This is a genomic window from Halorientalis pallida, assembly GCF_049605515.1.
GTDB lineage: Archaea > Halobacteriota > Halobacteria > Halobacteriales > Haloarculaceae > Halorientalis > Halorientalis pallida_A.
Map to the genome: position 1 here is coordinate 1,870,922 of NZ_CP187158.1, position 16,171 is coordinate 1,887,092.

Genomic DNA, 16,171 nt, shown 5'->3' on the forward strand with positions numbered 1-16,171 from the left:
ATGCAGGACCTCGTAAAGTCGGCACTCGAAAACGACGAGAAAGAGAAGAAACAGCAGGACAACGCTGGCGCAGAAGGCTTCGGTGACCCCCGGATCGTCATCGTCGGCGCGGGCGGTGCCGGGAACAACACGGTCAACCGGCTGTACAACATCGGCGTCGACGGTGCCGAGACCGTCGCGATCAACACCGACCGCCAGCACCTCGAGATGATCGAGGCCGACACGAAGATCCTGGTCGGCAAGAGCCTCACCAACGGGCTCGGCGCGGGTGGCGACCCCAGCATGGGCGAGCGCGCGACCGAGATGGCACAGGGCACGATCAAGGAAGTGCTGGGCGAGGCGGACCTCGTGTTCGTCACCGCCGGCATGGGTGGTGGCACCGGGACCGGTGCGGCCCCCGTGGTCTCGAAGATCGCCAAAGAGCAGGGCGCGATCGTCGTCGGCATGGTCTCGACGCCGTTCAACGTCGAGCGTGCCCGCACGGTGAAGGCAGAGGAAGGCCTCGAGAAACTCCGTAACGAGGCCGACTCGATCATCGTGCTGGACAACAACCGCCTGCTCGACTACGTCCCGAACCTGCCCATCGGCAAGGCCTTCTCGGTGATGGACCAGATCATCGCCGAGACCGTCAAGGGCATCTCCGAGACGATCACCCAGCCCTCGCTGATCAACCTGGACTACGCCGACATGTCCGCCATCATGAACAAGGGTGGCGTGGCGGTCATGCTGGTCGGCGAGACCCAGGACAAGAACAAGACCGAGGAGGTCGTCAAGGACGCGATGAACCACCCGCTGCTGGACGTGGACTACCGCGGTGCCTCGGGTGGCCTGGTCCACATCACCGGCGGCCCCGACCTCACGCTGAAGGAGGCCGAGGGCATCGCCCAGAACATCACCGACCGCCTGGAAGCCGACGCCAACGTCATCTGGGGCGCGCGCATCCAGGAGGAGTACAAGGGCAAGGTGCGGGTCATGGCCATCATGACCGGCGTCCAGAGCGCCCAGATCCTCGGTCCGACGGCCCAGAAGCAGGCCGACAAGTCCAAGCAGGCCATGGACGCGGACGAGGCCGAGTTCGAGGGCACGTTCGACGCGAGCGAGAACGTCGAGAACGGCATGGGCAACGCCTCCGGTGCCCAGAGTGACGGCTGGGCCGACGGCGGCCAGGACGAGACCAGCGAGACGAAGAACGGTCTCGACGTCATCCGGACGAACTGAGCGACCGGCCCAGTCGCGAACCGTCCCACTAACTTTCCGCTTTTCTCGCGAAAACGTACGTTTACATCCAGTCAGCCGTCGGTTTCTCGTGTGACGTGCGTCTGACGCTCGGCGGACGAGTCTGAAACGAGCTGATAAAACGATATCGGGATCGATCCACGAGCGAAGCGATTAGTCCGCCGCCTGCACCGCCTCGACCAGCGAGCACTTCCGGCAGACTGCGCGGGTCGTCGTCGCGCCACAGCGTTCACACTCGCCGTACTCGGGACCGCCGCCGTCCCGGTAGGCGCGGGCGGCCATCGCGGCCAGGTCCTCGTAGCCGGCCATGATCGAGTGTCGGACGCCCGGATGATTCTCCTCCATGTCGAACAGGAGCTGTTGGATCTCCCCGCGGTAGGCCTCGCTGGCGTGAGGGCACTCGGTGATGTGGGCGGGGAGACCTTGCAACTGGGCGTAGAGGGCGACTTCCTTCTCGGGCACGTCCCGGAGGGGCTTGGCCCTGGGCACGAACGGGCCGTCGGTGCTGACGCGGACGGGCGTGCCGTCGCGGTCGCCGCCGTCGTCGTCCGCACCGGGGAACGCGCCGAGACTCGCGTCGAAGTGTTTGGCCATCTGTTCCACGTCGCCCTCGAAGAAGTTCATCAGGGCGGTCTGGGCCTCGTCGTCCAGGTTGTGGCCGGTCAGCAGTTTGTCGGCGTCGTACTCGTCGGCGTACTTCGAGAGGAGATCGCGGCGGAAGACCCCGCAGTAGGCACAGGGGGCCATGTCCATCGGGTCCTCGACGGCCACGTCGTCCATCCGGAGGTCGAACTCCTCCTCGTAGGTGACGAGTTCGTGGCGCACGTCGAGGTCGTCGGTCAGGTCGAGACAGGCGGCCAGGGACTCGTCGCGGTAGCCCTCGATCCCCTCGTGGATGGTCAGCGCGACCAGTTCGACTCGCGGGTCCTCGGCGAAGGTGTCGTGGAGGATCTGCGTGAGGACGACGCTGTCTTTGCCGCCCGAGAGGCCGATCAGCCAGGTCTCGGGGTCGTCGGGACTGGCGTCGTCGGGGAGCAGGTTGTCCTCGCGGACGCGCCGACGGAGCCGGGTCTCCACGGACCGACAGAAGTGGTCGGCACACATGTGCAGGCCGGAATAGGCGGCGTGCATCACCGCCTCGTCGCCGCACTTGTCACAGTCCATTGGCGAACCCTTGCCGATGGGTGCGGTTGACCGTTTCGGAAACGTACTTCCCCCAGTGCCTGCTCGAACCGGTATGTTCGACCGACTGCGGGTACGGCTCTGGAAGCTGGCCTTCCGACTGTTCCCCGCCTATCGCGGGACCGGCGGGCGCGTCACACACATCGAACCTGACTGGTCCGAGGTACACGTCAAAGTGCCCCGGAACCTGCGGACGCGCAACTACGTCGGCACCATCTTCGGCGGGTCGATGTACGGCGCGGTCGACCCCATCTACATGCTCATGCTGATCAACTGCCTCGGCGACGACTACGTGGTCTGGGACAAGGCCGCCGAGATCCGGTTCAAGAAGCCGGGCGAGTCGGACCTCTACGCCACGTTCGAGGTGTCCGACGCGGAGATCGCCGAGATCGAGCGGGCGCTCGAAGACGAGGAGTCCATCGACCGCGAGTACACGGTGGATCTCGTCGACGAGGAGGGCGTGGTCCACGCGACGGTCGAGAAGACACTCCACGTCAGCACCGACGACGAAAAGCGGGCCTGACTACTCGAGGGCGTCGACGCCAGTGTCGAGGGCGGCGAGGACGGTGTCGATGTGGTCCTCGCGGCTGGCGGAGCCGAACAGTTCGTGGCCACCCTCGTAGCTGATCCGGTTGCGCTCGGGCGTCCGGGCCTCGATGGCGTCGGCGCTGACGACGGGGTCCTGGGGCGTGTAGAAGACGACGGTGTCGTCGTCGAACGGTGGCAATCGTTGCTGCCCCCACCGGGCTTCCCGGAGGAAGGTCGGGGCCGCCTTGCTGGGGGTGGCCTCGATCTGGTGGTCCGTGGTGTGGATGCCCAGCGACTCCTTGTCGATGCCCGCTGGGAGGATGGGTTTGGCGAGCGGGAGTTTCATCGCCAGATTCACGACGGGGTTGTCGAGGTCGTCGTGGAATCCCCACCAGGGACTCAGATGGACTTTGTGGACGGGCGCGGGATCGTCGAGGAACTCGCCGATGAGGCCGCCCGTCGAGTGGGTGAGCAGGCGGTAGTCCTCGAACCCGGCGACGTACTCGGCGACGGGGTCGAGCCACTCGTCCTCGAAGTCGGTGACGACCGTCGGGATCTGGAAGCCGTGGACGCGATGGCCCGCGTCGGTGAGCTGGTCGAGCAGCCACTGGACGGTCTCGAACTCGAACTCGTTGCCCCAGCCGAGGACGACCACGAGGTCGCGGCCGTCCTCGGGGCCGAACAGTTCGCGGCGCATACCAGCGCGTCGGCGGCCTGTGGTAAGTATCCCCGTGCCGACACGGCCGTCGAGCCACGGAACCGTTTTGCCCGTCGCGTCGGTAGGGAAAGCGATGACCGACTTCGAGCGCCGGGCGGCCGTCGACCGCGTGGCCGACCTCGTCGAGACCGTCGCCACCGAGCCGATGCCCGTGCCCGTTCGCGAGGTGTGGGTCTACGGCGACGTGGCGCTCGGCCTCGACCCCGTCGAACGGCTGGACGTCTACGTCACCAAGGACATGCTCTTCGGGCGCGACTCCGACCGGGCCGAGGAGTTCCGCGAGTCCCACGGGATCGAAGGCGTCGGGGAGACCGTCGACGCCGACTGGGCCGACGCGTACCCGGAGTACCTGCGCGCCAACGCCAACGGCCACGCCGCACCGGAGCAGTGCCTGGCCGCCCACCTCGTGGACGACGACGAACCGATCCACCTGGAGGTCTGTAACGCCTCCTTCGAGGACAACGTCAGACAGCGACTGGAGGGCGCGATGGCCCGCGAAGATTACACGCAGATTCTCGATCCGCGGGGCGTCTGTCTGTGGGTCGAGGGACGGCGCAGCGACGAAGCCTTCCGGAAACTCCGGGAGAGCGAGTTCGCCTTCCCGCCGCTCTCGGGCGCGCTGGAGATGCTGGGCCTCGACGCCGACGAGGCCGAGGAGGCGGCCGACGCGGTGAAACAGTACCGCGCCGAGGCGGAGGGGGCGACGGTTCGGGGAGACGTGGTCTGATCGCCGGTCGACGCACCGAGTGAGCAACGCAGTTGCTCCGCTGTCGACCCGATCCGTTGCGCTTCGTCCGACTGGACGGCCTGCCGGCGAATCGTATCGACCTGCGCTTTCGACTGCGGGTGGAGTTCGTCGTACGGCGTGGGATCTCTGTCTTCGATCTCCGTAGCGAGTTCCGGCATTCGCTCGATGACTCGTTCGGGATCGGCCACCGGTTCGACGACTGCTTTCCCGTCCACTTCTTTGATCTCGACCTCGGTACCGGGATGGATCCCGAGTGACTCGCGCACCTCCTTCGGGATGAAAACTCGACCCTTCGAGTCGACGGTCGGCATATTCCAACAGAGCGTAGGCATCACTGTATGTATTCGGATGCCCCTGGCAGCACACCCTGCACCTGTCGGCACCACCGACTAAGTACGTTCCCGTGGACCCTCAGCGTATGCGACTGTCCAGGCGACGGTTCGCTCAGTTCGGTGCGCTCGGGCTGTTCGGACTGGCGGGGTGTGCCGGCCCCGAGGGAGAGGGTAACGACGAGGGTGAGGAGAACGACGGGGACGAGAGAGAGGACGGAGAAGGAGGTGCGGGAGACGGTGAGAACGGCGGCGAAGAAGACGGTGAGAACGGCGGTGAGGACGGGTGAGCGAGTCGGTTCGGTGACGACGCGAACGGTGAGGGACGCGCCGAGACGGACCTCCGCGGCGCGGCGAGAACCACGGGATTGCACGCCCGCCGAGACTGTATTACGGCCCCAGAAACATACGGAATCCGATATAATACGTACCAGATTTCTTATCTAAAACCGTCAGCCGGCCGGCAGACAAATATACTTTTTCTGGTAGTTACTCGGGGACGGAGCCGGCGGTGACGAAGAACGGGACGACCTCGCGTCGGTGGTACTCGTCGGCCTGCATCTGAGCGATCACGTCCCGGCCCATCGCGCGCCAGGCTTCCCGGAGGTCGTCGACCTCCTCGGGCGTGGCGTCGCCGGCGAGCATGGTCTCGCGGTCGGCCTCCAGACCCTCGCCGCTGGCCTTCCGGCGGGCCGCCTCGACGGCGTGTTCGGAGTAGGGCGGGTCGATCCGTCGCTCGTGATCGTACCGCGCCGTGGTCACGTCGGTCAGGCCGGCCGCCTCGAAGACGCCCGCCGCGTCAGCGCCGAGCGTGGCGTCGGTCGAAATCCCCTGCAGGTAGAGTTCGCGCGCGCGGCGCGCGAGGTGTGCCTCCGGGTCGGCCGAGGAGGTCACCGACACCGCGGCGTTGTTCGGCTCGATGGCCGCGACCAGCTCCGTCGAGACGCGAGCGAACTCCGCGACCGCCGCGGCCGGATCGGGCAGGTTCACCAGCAGCGCCTGACAGACCACCAGGTCGAAGCTGTCGTCGGCGACCGGCAGGGAGAGCGCGTCCCCCTGCAGTCGCGGCGGGTCGACGCTCGCGAGCAGTCCCCGGTCGGCGTCGAGGCCGATGACTTCGGCGGGACTCTCCTCGCGGAGCACACGCGTGAGTTCGCCCGTCCCACAGCCCACGTCGAGGACGCGCTCCCGGCCCGAGAGGTCGAGGTCGGCGAGTGCCTCACGGGAGTCGGCCCACATCCCTGCCCGCGTCGTCTCCAAGTACTCGGCGCTGAACTCGCGCACACCCGAGGTTGGTGGCTACCCGATAAAAACGGCCGGGAGTTAGGTCGCGATCAGGACGACGCTGAGGACGGCGAAACCGATGCCGAGTCCCTTCCGGGCGGTGAGGGGTTCGTTCAGTAGGACGATCCCGAGCGCGGCACCGCCGACGATGAAGAGTCCGTAGATCGGGACGACGACGCTGACCGGCCCGGTCGCGAGCGCACGGAAGTACCCGACGACCGCACCGGCCAGCCCCAACCCCGCGGCGACCGCGTACAACGTGTGTCTATTCGTGAGCGACGCGGGCTCCCACTCACCGGTCAGAACCGTCACGAGCGTCGTCGTCACCAACAGTATCGGAATGGCGATCGTCATGACGGTAAAGGCCGGCAGTTCCCGCTGGGCCAGTTTCACCAGCAGGAAGACGGCGGAGTAACTCACCATCGCACCCACCGCCCACAACACGTATCTCACGACTCGGTCACCCCCGGAAGACGATTCGTGATCACCAGCGCGCAGAAGTTGGGCATACCCACCATCCAAGTCGCCACGTACTAACCCGTTGGCTCGATTCGGCTGTCCGAAACCATCCGAAAAGATACCCTCGTGTAAAATTATTCGCCGTCCCGCAGTTCGTGGACGCGGTCGATGTTCCAGGCGAAGCCGCGGCCGTCTTCGGTCGGCGTTTCCAGCACCAGGGGCACGTCCCGGATGGCCTCGTGGTTGACGAACGCGCGCATGCCGTCCTCGCCGATCAGGCCTTCGCCTACGTGGGCATGTTCGTCCTTGTTCGTCCCGCACTCGTGTTTGGAGTCGTTGAGGTGGACGCAGGCCAGGTCCGCCAGGCCGACCACGTCGTCGAACTCGGCGAGCGTGTCGTCGACCCCCTCGGGCGTCGAGAGGTCGTACCCCGCCGCGAAGGCGTGGGCGGTGTCGAGACAGAACTCGATGTCCTGTTCCGTGCGCTCCCGGACGGTCGCCAGGTGCTCGAACTGGCCCCCGAGTTTCGTCCCGCTACCCGCGTCGCTCTCGATCAGCACCGTGACACCGTCGGGGACGTCGAGTTCGTCCAGCGCGCTCGCGGCGTTGTCGAGGCCCTGATCGACGCCGGCTCCAGTGTGGGCTCCGAGGTGGACGTTGACGTACTCGATGTCGAGTTCGGCCGCGGCGTCGACTTCCCGTTGCATCGAGTCGATGGACTTCGCCCGGAGGTCCTCCTTGGGCGTACAGAGGTTGACCAGGTACGAGGAGTGGATCACCCACGGCCCGACGTCTTCGGTCTCGGAGCGATCCCGGAACTTCGCGGCGTTGTCGGCATCGATGTTCGGCTCCTGCCAGACCTGCGGGGAGTGCGAGAAGATCTGCCCGCAGTTGCCGCCGTAGTCGAGTTGCTCCTCGACGGCGTTGTCGACGCCGCCGGCGATAGAGGTGTGTGCACCGACTCTGAGCATATCGACACTGAGTGTGTCCGCGTCAAAGCGGCTTCGATGCGGACCGGCGACGGGCAATATACGGCCGCCGACCAGTTCAAATAATGATAATTGGAGCCGAGTGTTTATGTGTGCGGCCACGATTCTTGCGTGGTATGAGGGAGCAATCCGGTGTGCTGGGGTACAGCTACGACGTGGTCAAGATCCTGGTGTTGCTCGCCGTCTACGTCGTCGTGCTGACGGTCGGTACACTCGCGACCACGGTCGCCCGGCAACTGCACCGGATTCGAGCGGCCGGTAGCAGACTCGTCGGGCGGTCACAGTCGCGACCGAAGACGTCGTCTCGACCCTGATCACACCGACTCTTTCTCGACCAGTCGTCCCCGGGTGACCAGTTCCACGCCAGTTTTCAGACCTGGAAACCGGTCGACGACGCAGACGCCCAGCGGGTCCAGTCGTACCGCGGGGCGAGCGCCGTCGGAGATCACGTTACGGTGCTAACAGATATTACGAGCAGGCACGTACCTGTATCAGTTCGACGGCCATGCGCGACTACTCCGTGTACGGACTCACCGTTCGATCACCGTTTCCCCTGCCGGAACTGCGTGCTGCCGACGCCGCTGGTGATCCCGACGTCCTGCTCCGCCGTGAGTCACTCGACCCCGTCCCGCCGGGAACGGGAGCGGCCGGCCCGGACCGCCGCATCGACGCCGAGCCCGGCCGCTGTCGTCTCACCTATGAGGGCGTCGGAACGTTTCTCGTGACGGACGGGGAGCGAGTCCTCGTCGATCCCGTGGGGCCGGACGGCACGTCGACACCCGTGTGCAGACGCCTGCTGGAGGGGCAGGTCCTCGGTGTCGTCTGTCACCAGCGGGGCGATCTGGTCCTACACGGGAGCGCGGTCGGTGTCGACGGCGACGCCGTCGTCTTCCTCGGTAGTTCGGGTACCGGAAAGTCGACCATGGCGGCGGCCTGTTACGGCGCCGGCTACCGGCTCCTCGACGACGACGTCGTCGTACTCCGGTTCACGGACGGCGAACCGACCATCTCACCCGGCGTTCCGCAGTTGAAACTCGATCCGGAGACGGCGGCGACGCTCGGTATCGACACCGTCTCCGACGGCGGAATCGATGCCTTCGACGGCAAGGTGTTTCACCGGACAGGGGCCGACGACCCCGTCGGTGCGTCGCCGCTAAAACGGTGTTACATCCTGACCGACGGCGACTCGGTCGCCATCGAACCCGTGCCAGCCCGCCGACAGCTCATCGAACTAGTTCTGGCAACGTACACGGCGGGGTTACTCTCGGAGACGGACGCCACCTCGCGGAACTTCGAGGCGTGTTCGGCCGTCCTCGAACGGGCCACCGTCGAGCGACTCGTCCGACCGGTCGACCACGACGCGCTTCCCGACGCCGTCGAGGCCGTCGTGTCGGCGCTCGATACGGGGTAGATGCCGCCGGTCCGGTCAGAACGACCCCTTCAGCGGCATGACACAGAGGTCGGTGTCTTTCCCCCAGCCGTCCTTGTTCGTGTCCCCGAACTCGGTGACCGATTCGATGGCTCCGTACTCCGTGAGCGCCGGCGGTTCGTACTCTTCGTCGAGCTGACTCATAATACCTACAACACGAACAACGGAAATAAAATTTCGTATTCGTCTCGTTCCGTGGGCAACAGGGCGTACTCGGTCACCGTTCGGTCGTTTCGTCGTCCGGTTTCGCACCGTCTTCGCCGAGTCCGAAACGAGTGCGCGTCTATTTTCGAGTGCCGACGCGGTGCCGGACACTCACGGTGGTGTTCGTTTCGTTCGAAACGATCCGACTCGAGCGGTGAACGAAACACGGACCATCGACGTTTCACGCACGGCGAGCGCGATCAGTCGTGTCGATCGGGGCCCCGACCCGGACCCGACCGGGTGGTCACCGTCCAGACGGTCCGGAGCCCCGGGTACCCGTCCGCTCGCCAGACCAGGAGGGGAACTAGGACGAACACGAACCGGAGGGAGAGGCCGAGGAGGAGGCCGACGAGGTCCAGCACGGAGTCAACACCCATCGCGACCCGGATCGGTTCCTGGAGACTCGCCACGATCGCGGCGACGTGGTCGGCCAGACTGTCTTTCGGATACGTCGGCGCGGGGAGCAGCGGCCAGAGCAGATAGGACGCTTCGGCCGGGAACTCGCCGGAGAGCAGGGCGACCCACGCGTCGCCGGGGAGGTGGGTCAGGACGCCGACCCCGAACGCCGCGCCGAGTGGCCCCCGGTCGTACCGGCGGGCGAACAGATAGACCGCGACACAGAGCGGAACCATCGTCAGGAGCGAGTGGCCGATGCCCCGCCCGTCCAGCACGCTGAACCACCAGTTCAGCGGCTTGTCGAGCAGATCCGGAAACTGCGTTCCCAGCACCATCGCCAGCACCGGTCCACCCCGGGGCGACTCGCCAGTTCCGACCCGAACCAGCAGGGAGTAGACGAGATAGCCGACACCGAGGTGAGACCAGGGCAACATCTTCGTTTCGTTCTATGACACTCCGGCTGTAGTAAGCCCTCGGATCGGCGGCCCGTCGCGTTTCTTACCGCAAGTATGAGTCGAAAACGTAAATTGTTATCAAAGGGAAACGAACGGCAAACGCAGACAGTTCCACATGCATCACTACGAAGCGTACGGGTTGACGATCGAGTCGGTGTTCCAGTTGCCGGAACTGGCCACACCCGCTCAGGACGTGACGGCCCCCGACGTGGTGATCCGGGAGGGCGACCTCACGCCCGTCAAACCGGCGGGTGACCAGCCGGGGCGGGAGCGCCGGATCGACGCCGGCCCGTCGAGTTGCCGGATCTCCTACGCGGACCTCGGCACGTTTCGGATCGAGGACGGAGAGCGCGTCCTCGTCGACGTCGACGCCGGGACCGTTCCGGAGACGGTCGCATTCCGGCGGGTGCTGGAGGGCCAGATACTCGGCGTCTTGCTTCACCTCCGCGGGACGCTCTTGTTACACGCGAGCGCGGTCGCGACGGACGACGGTGCCGTCGTGTTCCTCGGCGACGTTGGGGCAGGGAAGTCGACGACCGCGACCGCGTTCGAAGCGGCAGGGCACAGACTACTCGACGACGACATCGTCCCGATCCGGTTCCGGGAGGAGACGCCGGTCGTCGCGCCCGGCATCCCGCAGTTGAAGCTGAGCCCGGAGGTGGCCGACACTCTCGACGTGGACGTGGCGGGTGAGCCCAGAGACGACGGAAAGCTGTACGTCCGGGTCGACTCGGCCACCGGCCGCGACTGGGTGCCGCTCCGGTGTTGTTTCGTCCTCACGAAGGGACCGGAGCTGTCGGTTCGGCCGGTCCCGCCCCGGGATCGGTTCGTCGTGCTCGTGGACAACACCTACACCGCGAGCCTGCTCGACGAGACGGAGGCGATGCCTGAACACTTCCGACGGTGTGCGCGACTCATAGAGACGACGCCGCTCAGGGAACTCAGGCGACCCCAGCGACTGACCGCACTGCCGGACCTGGTCGAGACGGTCGTCGAGGACGTTCGGGCCGACGGCGAAGGGCCCAGGAGAGCGAACACGTGATTCCGGATCGCGAGAAACTCAGCGCAGTTCGCGACGCCGCACTGTTCAGGCCGAAAATCGGCGTAGCCATCGTCGGCCTCAGTTTCCTCACCGCCTTGCTCGAAGGGATCGGCGTCGGCTTTCTCCTGCCCATCATCGAGTTCACGCAGTCGTCGTCAGCGCCGACCGAAGCCGACGGACTGCTCGGGGCGTTCGTCGACGTGTACGCGTTCGTCGGCGTGCCGTTCACGCTGGAGACGCTGATCGCCGGCGTCGCACTGGTGATGACGTTGCGGTTCACGGCGAGTTTCTTCACCGGGTGGCTACGCGCGATGTTGAACACTGGCTACCAGCGCGAACTCCGCCGGCAACTGTTCGATGCCCTCTCGAACGCCCCGATCGACTACATCGACGAGGTGGGGACCGACGACCTGCTCAACAGCCTCGTCACGGAGGCCACCCGGGCCGGCACGGCCGTGACGGTCGTCGTCCGGATCGTCGACTCCGTCCTCCGCGGTGTCGTGTACCTCGTCTTGGCCGCGGTCCTCTCGCCGCTGTTGACGCTCGTCGCACTCGTCGGCCTGGGAGCGAGCACGCTGTTCGTCCGGTACGTCCTCGAACCCGCCTACACCGTCGGGGACGACGTGGCCGAGGTCAACAGCCGGCTCCAGACCATCTCCCAGACCGCCCTCCAGGGCGCGCGGGACGCCCGCCTGTACAACATGCGGGACCGACTCGTCGACCAGATGCACGACGCCCTGGACGATTACTTCGCGTTCGGCGTCAGACTGGAGCGCAACCAGGCGGCGATGAGCAACCTGAACCAGTTCACGAACGCGATGGTCGTGTTCGGACTCGTCTACGTCGGGTTCAGCTACACCGCCCTCTCGACGGGCGAGATCGGCGTCTTCCTCTTCGCCGTGTTCCGCCTCTCCCCGACGATCACCCAGGTCAACGACATGCTCTACTCGCTGGACGGCATGTTGCCCCATCTCGTCCGTGTCCGACAGCGCATCGAAGACCTGGAAGCCACGGCCGCCCCCGCGTCCAGCGGCGACCAGCCCGTCGACCGCGTCGACCGCGTCACCTTCGAGGACGTGTCCTTCGCCTATGACGAGGACGAACCGGTGCTTCGGGACATCTCGTTCTCGGTCGAACGCGGCGAACACATCGCGTTCGTCGGCCAGTCCGGGGCCGGCAAGTCGACGATTGTCTCCCTGCTCGGGCGGCTCCAAGACCCCGACGCCGGCCGCATCTACGCGGACGGCACCCCGATCGACGAACTCGACGCGAACCAGTGGCGCGAGCGACTGGCCGTCGTTCGCCAGGACCCGTTCATCTTCGACCAGACGCTCCGGGAGAACGTGACGGTCGGAAACCGCAACGCCACGGCCACAGAGGTCGAACGCGCCTGTGAGATCGCCCAGGTCACCGAGTTCCTCGACGAACTCCCCGAGGGCTACGACACGTTGGTCGGCGAAGACGGCGTCCGGCTGTCGGGCGGCCAGAAACAGCGCGTCGCGATCGCGCGGGCGCTGTTGAAAGACGCCGACGTGCTGGTGCTTGACGAAGCCACCAGCGACCTCGACTCGAACATCGAACAAGACGTGCACACCGGAATCGGCGGCACCGACGACGAGTACGCCACGATCAGCATCGCCCACCGGCTCTCGACCGTCAGCGAGGCCGACCGGATCTACACGCTGGTCGACGGACGGGTTACCGAAGTCGGGACCCACCAAGAACTGATCGACAGCGGCGGGCTGTACGCCGACCTGTACGCGTCACAGTCGTAGCCACGGGCGACTGCGCGTCGAAAAATGATCGTGCGAACGGACCTTACTTGAAGCCGACTGACCCTTTCAGGTTGATTGCCTTGATGTCCGTGTCGGTCCCGATTTCGTACTTGTTCTTCGCTTCCGTGATCGATTCGACTGAACCGTATTCCGTGACAGACGGGGCTTCGTACCCACCCGTTTCTTTCCCTGACATCAGTCTAAATTACTCGACACTACCGATTAAAGCTTGCCCTACTAACAAGATAGTGTTTAGTGACGCTGATTTCGAACGAACGCGAACGGTCGTCACCACGCCCTGCAGTTCCCTGTTCGGTGATGCCGAGACACAGCTGTAAACCGCGCCATGCGTCATAGTCGTGGCTGCGGCTCGAAACGGCGTGTCGAGAAAATGGCGAGCGGATCGACGCTCGTTACTTGAAACCGACCGACCCTTTCAGGTTGATCGCGTCGATGTCCGTGTCTTTCCCGAGCTGGTACTTGTTCTTCGCTTCCGTGATCGATTCGACTGAACCGTATTCCGTGACAGACGGGGCTTCGTACCCACCCGTTTCTTTCTCTGCCATCGGCCTAAATTATTATATACTAACGATTAAAGCTTGCCCTGCTAACATAAATGACAGTGATTGGTGGCCAGAACCAAACGTTCGGCGAATCCAACTGACGAAGTAATAATTTGTTTACATTATTTGCAGACCCATATTTCGCCGATCTGCGCCGAGAGGGGACGGTTTCTTGGACGCTAATATCAAATTTATTTATTATCTCTGTGGGACGCGTGGCTCGCTCGACGGGGTGGTCTCGGTGGCGTCGAGCCAGTACGAGAGCGACAGTGCTTTCCAGAGTGCGCTGGCTCCGCCGGACATCGGGTCGTCGGCGAACTCCGCCCGGGCCTCTCGCAGGGCCTCGATGTCCAGATAGCGGTCTAGGTCACCGGGGTTCGCGGCGAGGGCGTCGAGTCGGTCCATCTCCTCGCCGAGCCTGTCGGCGAACCCCTGGTTGAGCGTCGTCTTCCAGGGTCGCCACCGGATCTCGTCGGGGAGCGAGTCCGCGAGCGCTTCCCGGATGACATAGCGCGTCCAGCCGTCTTTGAGTTTCATCGTCCCGGGGATCGCCAGCGAGTACTCGATCAGGCGCACGTCGATGAACGGGTACCGCGGTTCGATGCCGAAGGCCGCGTGTAACACGTCGTTGGCCTCCAGAAACTCCGTCATACTCCCTGTCATCAGCGAGCGGTACTGCCAGCGGCGTGCGCTCCGCTTGCGGATCGCACCTTCGGGATCAAGTCGGTCCTTGCGCCCTTGCAGATCCAGTCGCTCTACGAACGTATCGTCGAGCAACGGGTTCGAGCGCTTCGGCCCGACGGGAACTCCCCTGAGTGTCCAGTACTGCCGCCGGATCAACCGCGGGATCAGCGTCGGGAGGACGAACAGCGTGAACAGCCGGTGGGCCGGGCGGTCGAGTACGTCACCCATCGCCCGGAGTTCCCTGACGAGGTGGTACCACCGCCCCGTTCGGACCAGTTCCGGGAGCAGGCCGAGTCCGTAGTCGACGGCGTTGTCACCGTGGGCCCCCTCCAGCATGACGCCGACGCCGTCCGCTCGCGCCCGTTTGGCGATCTCCCACTTCATGAAGTGCATCGTGTTGGTGAGGGGTTCGTCGTGGTAGGCCAGCATCTCCTCGATGTCGTCCAGCAACCCCAGTTCGTCGACGGTCACGTAGGTCGAGGCGATCCCGTCACGACGCGTGATCGTCTCGATGTACTCCCGCTCGTCACACGCGGGCACGTCCTCGAACACGCCGGAGAACGTCGCCAGCGGCTCGTCGTCGGGCAACAGCTCCCGGGCCAGGACCGTGATCGACGAGGAGTCCAGCCCGCCGCTCAGCGTCGTGCCGATCCGGTCGGTCGTCCGCAGACGACTCTCGACGGCCTGTTCGAGCAGGTCACGGAACCGCTCGGCGTACGCTTCCTCGGACTCCATTTCGATCGTCCGCGTCGGATCGAGGTCCCAGTACTGCCACGTCGACACCGCGTCGATGGATATCGTCATCGCGTGCGCGGGCGCGAGACGACGCACGTCCCGGTAGAACGTGTTCGTCTTGTCCTCTAGCATCCCCGTGAGGTAGTCGCCGACCCGCGTCTCGTCGACCGTCGTCGACACCGACGGGAGCGACACCAGGGCCTTGATCTCCGAGGCGACCCCGAACAGGTCGTCGGTCCGGTGGTAGTACAGCGGCTTGACGCCGAAGTGATCCCGTGCACAGAACAGCCGCTCGGCGTCGCCGTCCCAGATGGCGAACGCGAACGCGCCGACGAGGTGCTCGACACAGTCGGTCCCCCACTCGTCGTAGGCCGCGAGCAGGAGGTGGCTGTCCGGGACTGGTCCGTCGTCCCGGTCGATCGGGAGCCGGCCGAACAGTTCCGCCCGGTTGTCCAGCCGGCAGTCGGCGGTGACGACGGTCCCGTTCTCGGTCTCGGGCTGGTCGTCGGCCACTGCCTGGGGTGTCGTCCGGAGGTGCTGGTGGCCCAGTCCGACAGCGTCGTCAACCCAGGCACCGCGTCCGTCCGGCCCGCGGTGGTCGATGGTCGACAGCATCCGGTCGAGGCGGCCGTCGTCGAAGTCCCCGCGTTCGCGGTTCAACAGGGCAACGAGTCCGCTCACGGCTGGTCACCCCCGGCCAGTGGCGGTAACGGTTCGTACCTCGCCAGGTCGTCGAGCTGGCCGATCAACACGTCCCCGTCGTACTCGATCCAGCTGTGTGCCTCCACCGCACCGTCCTCGCTTCGGTCGACACCGATCCGGTGAACCGGGTCGTGTCCGTATGCTCGTAACAGTGCTTCGGTCGTCAGCGAGCGCACGAGACATGTACGGTCCCCTGGAACGGTTCGGTCGGCTGCGTCCACCGCCCAAGCGATCCGTTCGGGTCTCGGCGAGCCCGGAATGAAACTTGCCGTGCTATCGGCGACTCGGACCAGCCCGGCTCGAAGCCGTGCAAACGAAATTACGGCCAGAGCGACGCGGACGACTGGCAACAGTACGGCCGCTGTTAGGAGCCGTACGCGATCACCAGTCGATATCCTAACAAATGCACCTAACTTACCCATCGTCAACGACGTGAACCAGATCCTTCTCGATCAGCTCCGTGACCAGTTCGTCGACGTCCTCCCGGCACTGCTCTGTGGACACGTCGTACTCGTCGGTGATCGTCTCACAGACCGACTCGATGGTCTGTGGCTCCTGTACCTGCTCCCAGACTCTCGTACCCACCTCGTTGAATCCGTAGTACTTTCCAGCGTCGACGTGCAGGATGACGGACTCACCCTCGAGCGTCGTCGACAAGCAGTTCTCCGCGGCCTCGATTCGCGTCGATTCGTTCACAGTCCCCACCGAATACG

General features: G+C 65.2%; 21 protein-coding genes and 1 pseudogene. 9 read left to right on the forward strand and 13 right to left on the reverse strand.

Annotation, left to right across the window (positions count from 1 at the left end; all coding sequences use genetic code 11):
• Positions 1-1,218, forward strand: a complete 1,218-nt coding sequence (ftsZ, locus tag ACOZ4N_RS11155) for a cell division protein FtsZ (RefSeq protein WP_424016456.1) — start codon at positions 1-3, stop codon at positions 1,216-1,218.
• A gap of 171 nt (positions 1,219-1,389) precedes the next feature.
• On the opposite strand, the gene ncsA is transcribed toward ftsZ, so the two are convergent.
• A complete protein-coding gene (ncsA, locus tag ACOZ4N_RS11160) occupies positions 1,390-2,400 on the reverse strand; it encodes a tRNA 2-thiolation protein NcsA (RefSeq protein ID WP_424016457.1) in 1,011 nt (336 codons plus the stop codon).
• A gap of 73 nt (positions 2,401-2,473) precedes the next feature.
• Here ncsA and ACOZ4N_RS11165 point away from each other — a divergent pair, with 73 nt between their 5' ends.
• Positions 2,474-2,941, forward strand: coding sequence for a DUF4442 domain-containing protein (locus ACOZ4N_RS11165; protein WP_424016458.1), 468 nt, complete (start codon positions 2,474-2,476; stop codon positions 2,939-2,941).
• Here ACOZ4N_RS11165 and ACOZ4N_RS11170 read toward each other — a convergent pair whose 3' ends face one another.
• On the reverse strand, positions 2,942-3,643 hold the full coding sequence (locus ACOZ4N_RS11170) for an alpha/beta hydrolase (protein WP_424016459.1): 702 nt from the start codon (positions 3,641-3,643) through the stop codon (positions 2,942-2,944). It lies immediately after the preceding gene.
• Between the two features lie 94 nt (positions 3,644-3,737).
• Between ACOZ4N_RS11170 and ACOZ4N_RS11175 the strand changes: the two genes are divergently transcribed.
• Together ACOZ4N_RS11175 and ACOZ4N_RS11180 are read left to right on the forward strand one after the other, a co-directional pair.
• Complete coding sequence (locus ACOZ4N_RS11175; RefSeq protein ID WP_424016460.1) at positions 3,738-4,391, forward strand: DUF7095 family protein; 654 nt, start codon at positions 3,738-3,740, stop codon at positions 4,389-4,391.
• Between the two features lie 119 nt (positions 4,392-4,510).
• Positions 4,511-4,669 carry a hypothetical protein gene (locus tag ACOZ4N_RS11180; RefSeq protein WP_424019976.1) on the forward strand — a complete coding sequence of 53 codons (159 nt, stop codon included), beginning with the start codon at positions 4,511-4,513 and terminating at the stop codon, positions 4,667-4,669.
• Here ACOZ4N_RS11180 and ACOZ4N_RS11185 read toward each other — a convergent pair.
• A pseudogene (locus tag ACOZ4N_RS11185) lies at positions 4,649-4,744 on the reverse strand (AbrB/MazE/SpoVT family DNA-binding domain-containing protein); the annotation flags it as partial. The gene ACOZ4N_RS11180 and the pseudogene ACOZ4N_RS11185 overlap by 21 nt on opposite strands.
• Positions 4,745-4,830: 86 nt before the next feature.
• On the opposite strand from ACOZ4N_RS11185, the gene ACOZ4N_RS11190 reads away from it, so the two are divergent.
• Positions 4,831-5,031 carry a hypothetical protein gene (locus tag ACOZ4N_RS11190; protein WP_424016461.1) on the forward strand — a complete coding sequence of 67 codons (201 nt, stop codon included), beginning with the start codon at positions 4,831-4,833 and terminating at the stop codon, positions 5,029-5,031.
• A gap of 199 nt (positions 5,032-5,230) precedes the next feature.
• Here the strand turns inward: ACOZ4N_RS11190 and ACOZ4N_RS11195 are convergent, their stop codons facing one another.
• The 3 genes from ACOZ4N_RS11195 to ACOZ4N_RS11205 all read right to left on the reverse strand — a co-directional run bounded on the left by ACOZ4N_RS11195 (position 5,231) and on the right by ACOZ4N_RS11205 (position 7,455).
• Positions 5,231-6,025 carry a class I SAM-dependent methyltransferase gene (locus tag ACOZ4N_RS11195; RefSeq protein WP_424016462.1) on the reverse strand — a complete coding sequence of 265 codons (795 nt, stop codon included), beginning with the start codon at positions 6,023-6,025 and terminating at the stop codon, positions 5,231-5,233.
• A gap of 39 nt (positions 6,026-6,064) precedes the next feature.
• Positions 6,065-6,478 (reverse strand): EamA family transporter, encoded by a 414-nt coding sequence (locus tag ACOZ4N_RS11200; protein WP_424016463.1) that lies wholly within the window; start codon positions 6,476-6,478, stop codon positions 6,065-6,067.
• Between the two features lie 140 nt (positions 6,479-6,618).
• Entirely contained in the window at positions 6,619-7,455 is an 837-nt protein-coding gene (locus tag ACOZ4N_RS11205; protein ID WP_424016464.1) for a deoxyribonuclease IV, read from the reverse strand.
• Between the two features lie 134 nt (positions 7,456-7,589).
• On the opposite strand from ACOZ4N_RS11205, the gene ACOZ4N_RS11210 reads away from it, so the two are divergent.
• Complete coding sequence (locus tag ACOZ4N_RS11210) at positions 7,590-7,787, forward strand: hypothetical protein (RefSeq protein WP_424016465.1); 198 nt, start codon at positions 7,590-7,592, stop codon at positions 7,785-7,787.
• A 191-nt stretch (positions 7,788-7,978) separates the two neighbouring features.
• Positions 7,979-8,884 (forward strand): hypothetical protein, encoded by a 906-nt coding sequence (locus ACOZ4N_RS11215; RefSeq protein WP_424016466.1) that lies wholly within the window; start codon positions 7,979-7,981, stop codon positions 8,882-8,884.
• Between the two features lie 15 nt (positions 8,885-8,899).
• On the opposite strand, the gene ACOZ4N_RS11220 is transcribed toward ACOZ4N_RS11215, so the two are convergent.
• Together ACOZ4N_RS11220 and ACOZ4N_RS11225 are read right to left on the reverse strand one after the other, a co-directional pair.
• Positions 8,900-9,046, reverse strand: a complete 147-nt coding sequence (locus ACOZ4N_RS11220; protein WP_424016467.1) for a lasso RiPP family leader peptide-containing protein — start codon at positions 9,044-9,046, stop codon at positions 8,900-8,902.
• Between the two features lie 260 nt (positions 9,047-9,306).
• Complete coding sequence (locus ACOZ4N_RS11225) at positions 9,307-9,936, reverse strand: metal-dependent hydrolase (RefSeq protein WP_424016468.1); 630 nt, start codon at positions 9,934-9,936, stop codon at positions 9,307-9,309.
• Between the two features lie 136 nt (positions 9,937-10,072).
• On the opposite strand from ACOZ4N_RS11225, the gene ACOZ4N_RS11230 reads away from it, so the two are divergent.
• Positions 10,073-10,999: a hypothetical protein gene (locus ACOZ4N_RS11230; RefSeq protein WP_424016469.1), complete on the forward strand. Its 927-nt coding sequence runs from the start codon at positions 10,073-10,075 to the stop codon at positions 10,997-10,999.
• A complete protein-coding gene (locus ACOZ4N_RS11235) occupies positions 10,996-12,774 on the forward strand; it encodes an ABC transporter ATP-binding protein (RefSeq protein WP_424016470.1) in 1,779 nt (592 codons plus the stop codon). The genes ACOZ4N_RS11230 and ACOZ4N_RS11235 overlap by 4 nt, the downstream gene beginning before the upstream one ends.
• 43 nt (positions 12,775-12,817) lie before the next feature.
• Here the strand turns inward: ACOZ4N_RS11235 and ACOZ4N_RS11240 are convergent, their stop codons facing one another.
• The 5 genes from ACOZ4N_RS11240 to ACOZ4N_RS11260 form a co-directional block, all read right to left on the reverse strand.
• Positions 12,818-12,970 carry a lasso RiPP family leader peptide-containing protein gene (locus ACOZ4N_RS11240; protein WP_424016471.1) on the reverse strand — a complete coding sequence of 51 codons (153 nt, stop codon included), beginning with the start codon at positions 12,968-12,970 and terminating at the stop codon, positions 12,818-12,820.
• 217 nt (positions 12,971-13,187) lie between these two features.
• A complete protein-coding gene (locus ACOZ4N_RS11245) occupies positions 13,188-13,340 on the reverse strand; it encodes a lasso RiPP family leader peptide-containing protein (RefSeq protein WP_424016472.1) in 153 nt (50 codons plus the stop codon).
• A gap of 195 nt (positions 13,341-13,535) precedes the next feature.
• On the reverse strand, positions 13,536-15,437 hold the full coding sequence (gene asnB, locus ACOZ4N_RS11250; RefSeq protein WP_424016473.1) for an asparagine synthase (glutamine-hydrolyzing): 1,902 nt from the start codon (positions 15,435-15,437) through the stop codon (positions 13,536-13,538).
• Complete coding sequence (locus ACOZ4N_RS11255) at positions 15,434-15,880, reverse strand: lasso peptide biosynthesis B2 protein (RefSeq protein ID WP_424016474.1); 447 nt, start codon at positions 15,878-15,880, stop codon at positions 15,434-15,436. The genes asnB and ACOZ4N_RS11255 overlap by 4 nt, the downstream gene beginning before the upstream one ends.
• Entirely contained in the window at positions 15,873-16,154 is a 282-nt protein-coding gene (locus tag ACOZ4N_RS11260; protein ID WP_424016475.1) for a PqqD family protein, read from the reverse strand. Before ACOZ4N_RS11260 ends, ACOZ4N_RS11255 begins: the two co-directional genes overlap by 8 nt.
• Positions 16,155-16,171: the final 17 nt, after the last annotated feature.

What these genes read in the sequence shown, in the direction of transcription:
- ACOZ4N_RS11205 (WP_424016464.1), bottom strand. Translation starts at nt 7,455, where the DNA reads ATGCTCAGAGTCGGTGCACACACCTCTATCGCCGGCGGCGTCGACAAC.
- ncsA (WP_424016457.1), bottom strand. Translation starts at nt 2,400, where the DNA reads ATGGACTGTGACAAGTGCGGCGACGAGGCGGTGATGCACGCCGCCTAT.
- ACOZ4N_RS11175 (WP_424016460.1), top strand. Translation starts at nt 3,738, where the DNA reads ATGACCGACTTCGAGCGCCGGGCGGCCGTCGACCGCGTGGCCGACCTC.
- ACOZ4N_RS11240 (WP_424016471.1), bottom strand. Translation starts at nt 12,970, where the DNA reads ATGTCAGGGAAAGAAACGGGTGGGTACGAAGCCCCGTCTGTCACGGAA.
- ftsZ (WP_424016456.1), top strand. Translation starts at nt 1, where the DNA reads ATGCAGGACCTCGTAAAGTCGGCACTCGAAAACGACGAGAAAGAGAAG.
- ACOZ4N_RS11165 (WP_424016458.1), top strand. Translation starts at nt 2,474, where the DNA reads ATGTTCGACCGACTGCGGGTACGGCTCTGGAAGCTGGCCTTCCGACTG.
- ACOZ4N_RS11255 (WP_424016474.1), bottom strand. Translation starts at nt 15,880, where the DNA reads ATGGGTAAGTTAGGTGCATTTGTTAGGATATCGACTGGTGATCGCGTA.
- ACOZ4N_RS11245 (WP_424016472.1), bottom strand. Translation starts at nt 13,340, where the DNA reads ATGGCAGAGAAAGAAACGGGTGGGTACGAAGCCCCGTCTGTCACGGAA.
- ACOZ4N_RS11220 (WP_424016467.1), bottom strand. Translation starts at nt 9,046, where the DNA reads ATGAGTCAGCTCGACGAAGAGTACGAACCGCCGGCGCTCACGGAGTAC.
- ACOZ4N_RS11215 (WP_424016466.1), top strand. Translation starts at nt 7,979, where the DNA reads ATGCGCGACTACTCCGTGTACGGACTCACCGTTCGATCACCGTTTCCC.
- ACOZ4N_RS11170 (WP_424016459.1), bottom strand. Translation starts at nt 3,643, where the DNA reads ATGCGCCGCGAACTGTTCGGCCCCGAGGACGGCCGCGACCTCGTGGTC.
- ACOZ4N_RS11210 (WP_424016465.1), top strand. Translation starts at nt 7,590, where the DNA reads ATGAGGGAGCAATCCGGTGTGCTGGGGTACAGCTACGACGTGGTCAAG.
- ACOZ4N_RS11190 (WP_424016461.1), top strand. Translation starts at nt 4,831, where the DNA reads ATGCGACTGTCCAGGCGACGGTTCGCTCAGTTCGGTGCGCTCGGGCTG.
- ACOZ4N_RS11230 (WP_424016469.1), top strand. Translation starts at nt 10,073, where the DNA reads ATGCATCACTACGAAGCGTACGGGTTGACGATCGAGTCGGTGTTCCAG.
- ACOZ4N_RS11225 (WP_424016468.1), bottom strand. Translation starts at nt 9,936, where the DNA reads ATGTTGCCCTGGTCTCACCTCGGTGTCGGCTATCTCGTCTACTCCCTG.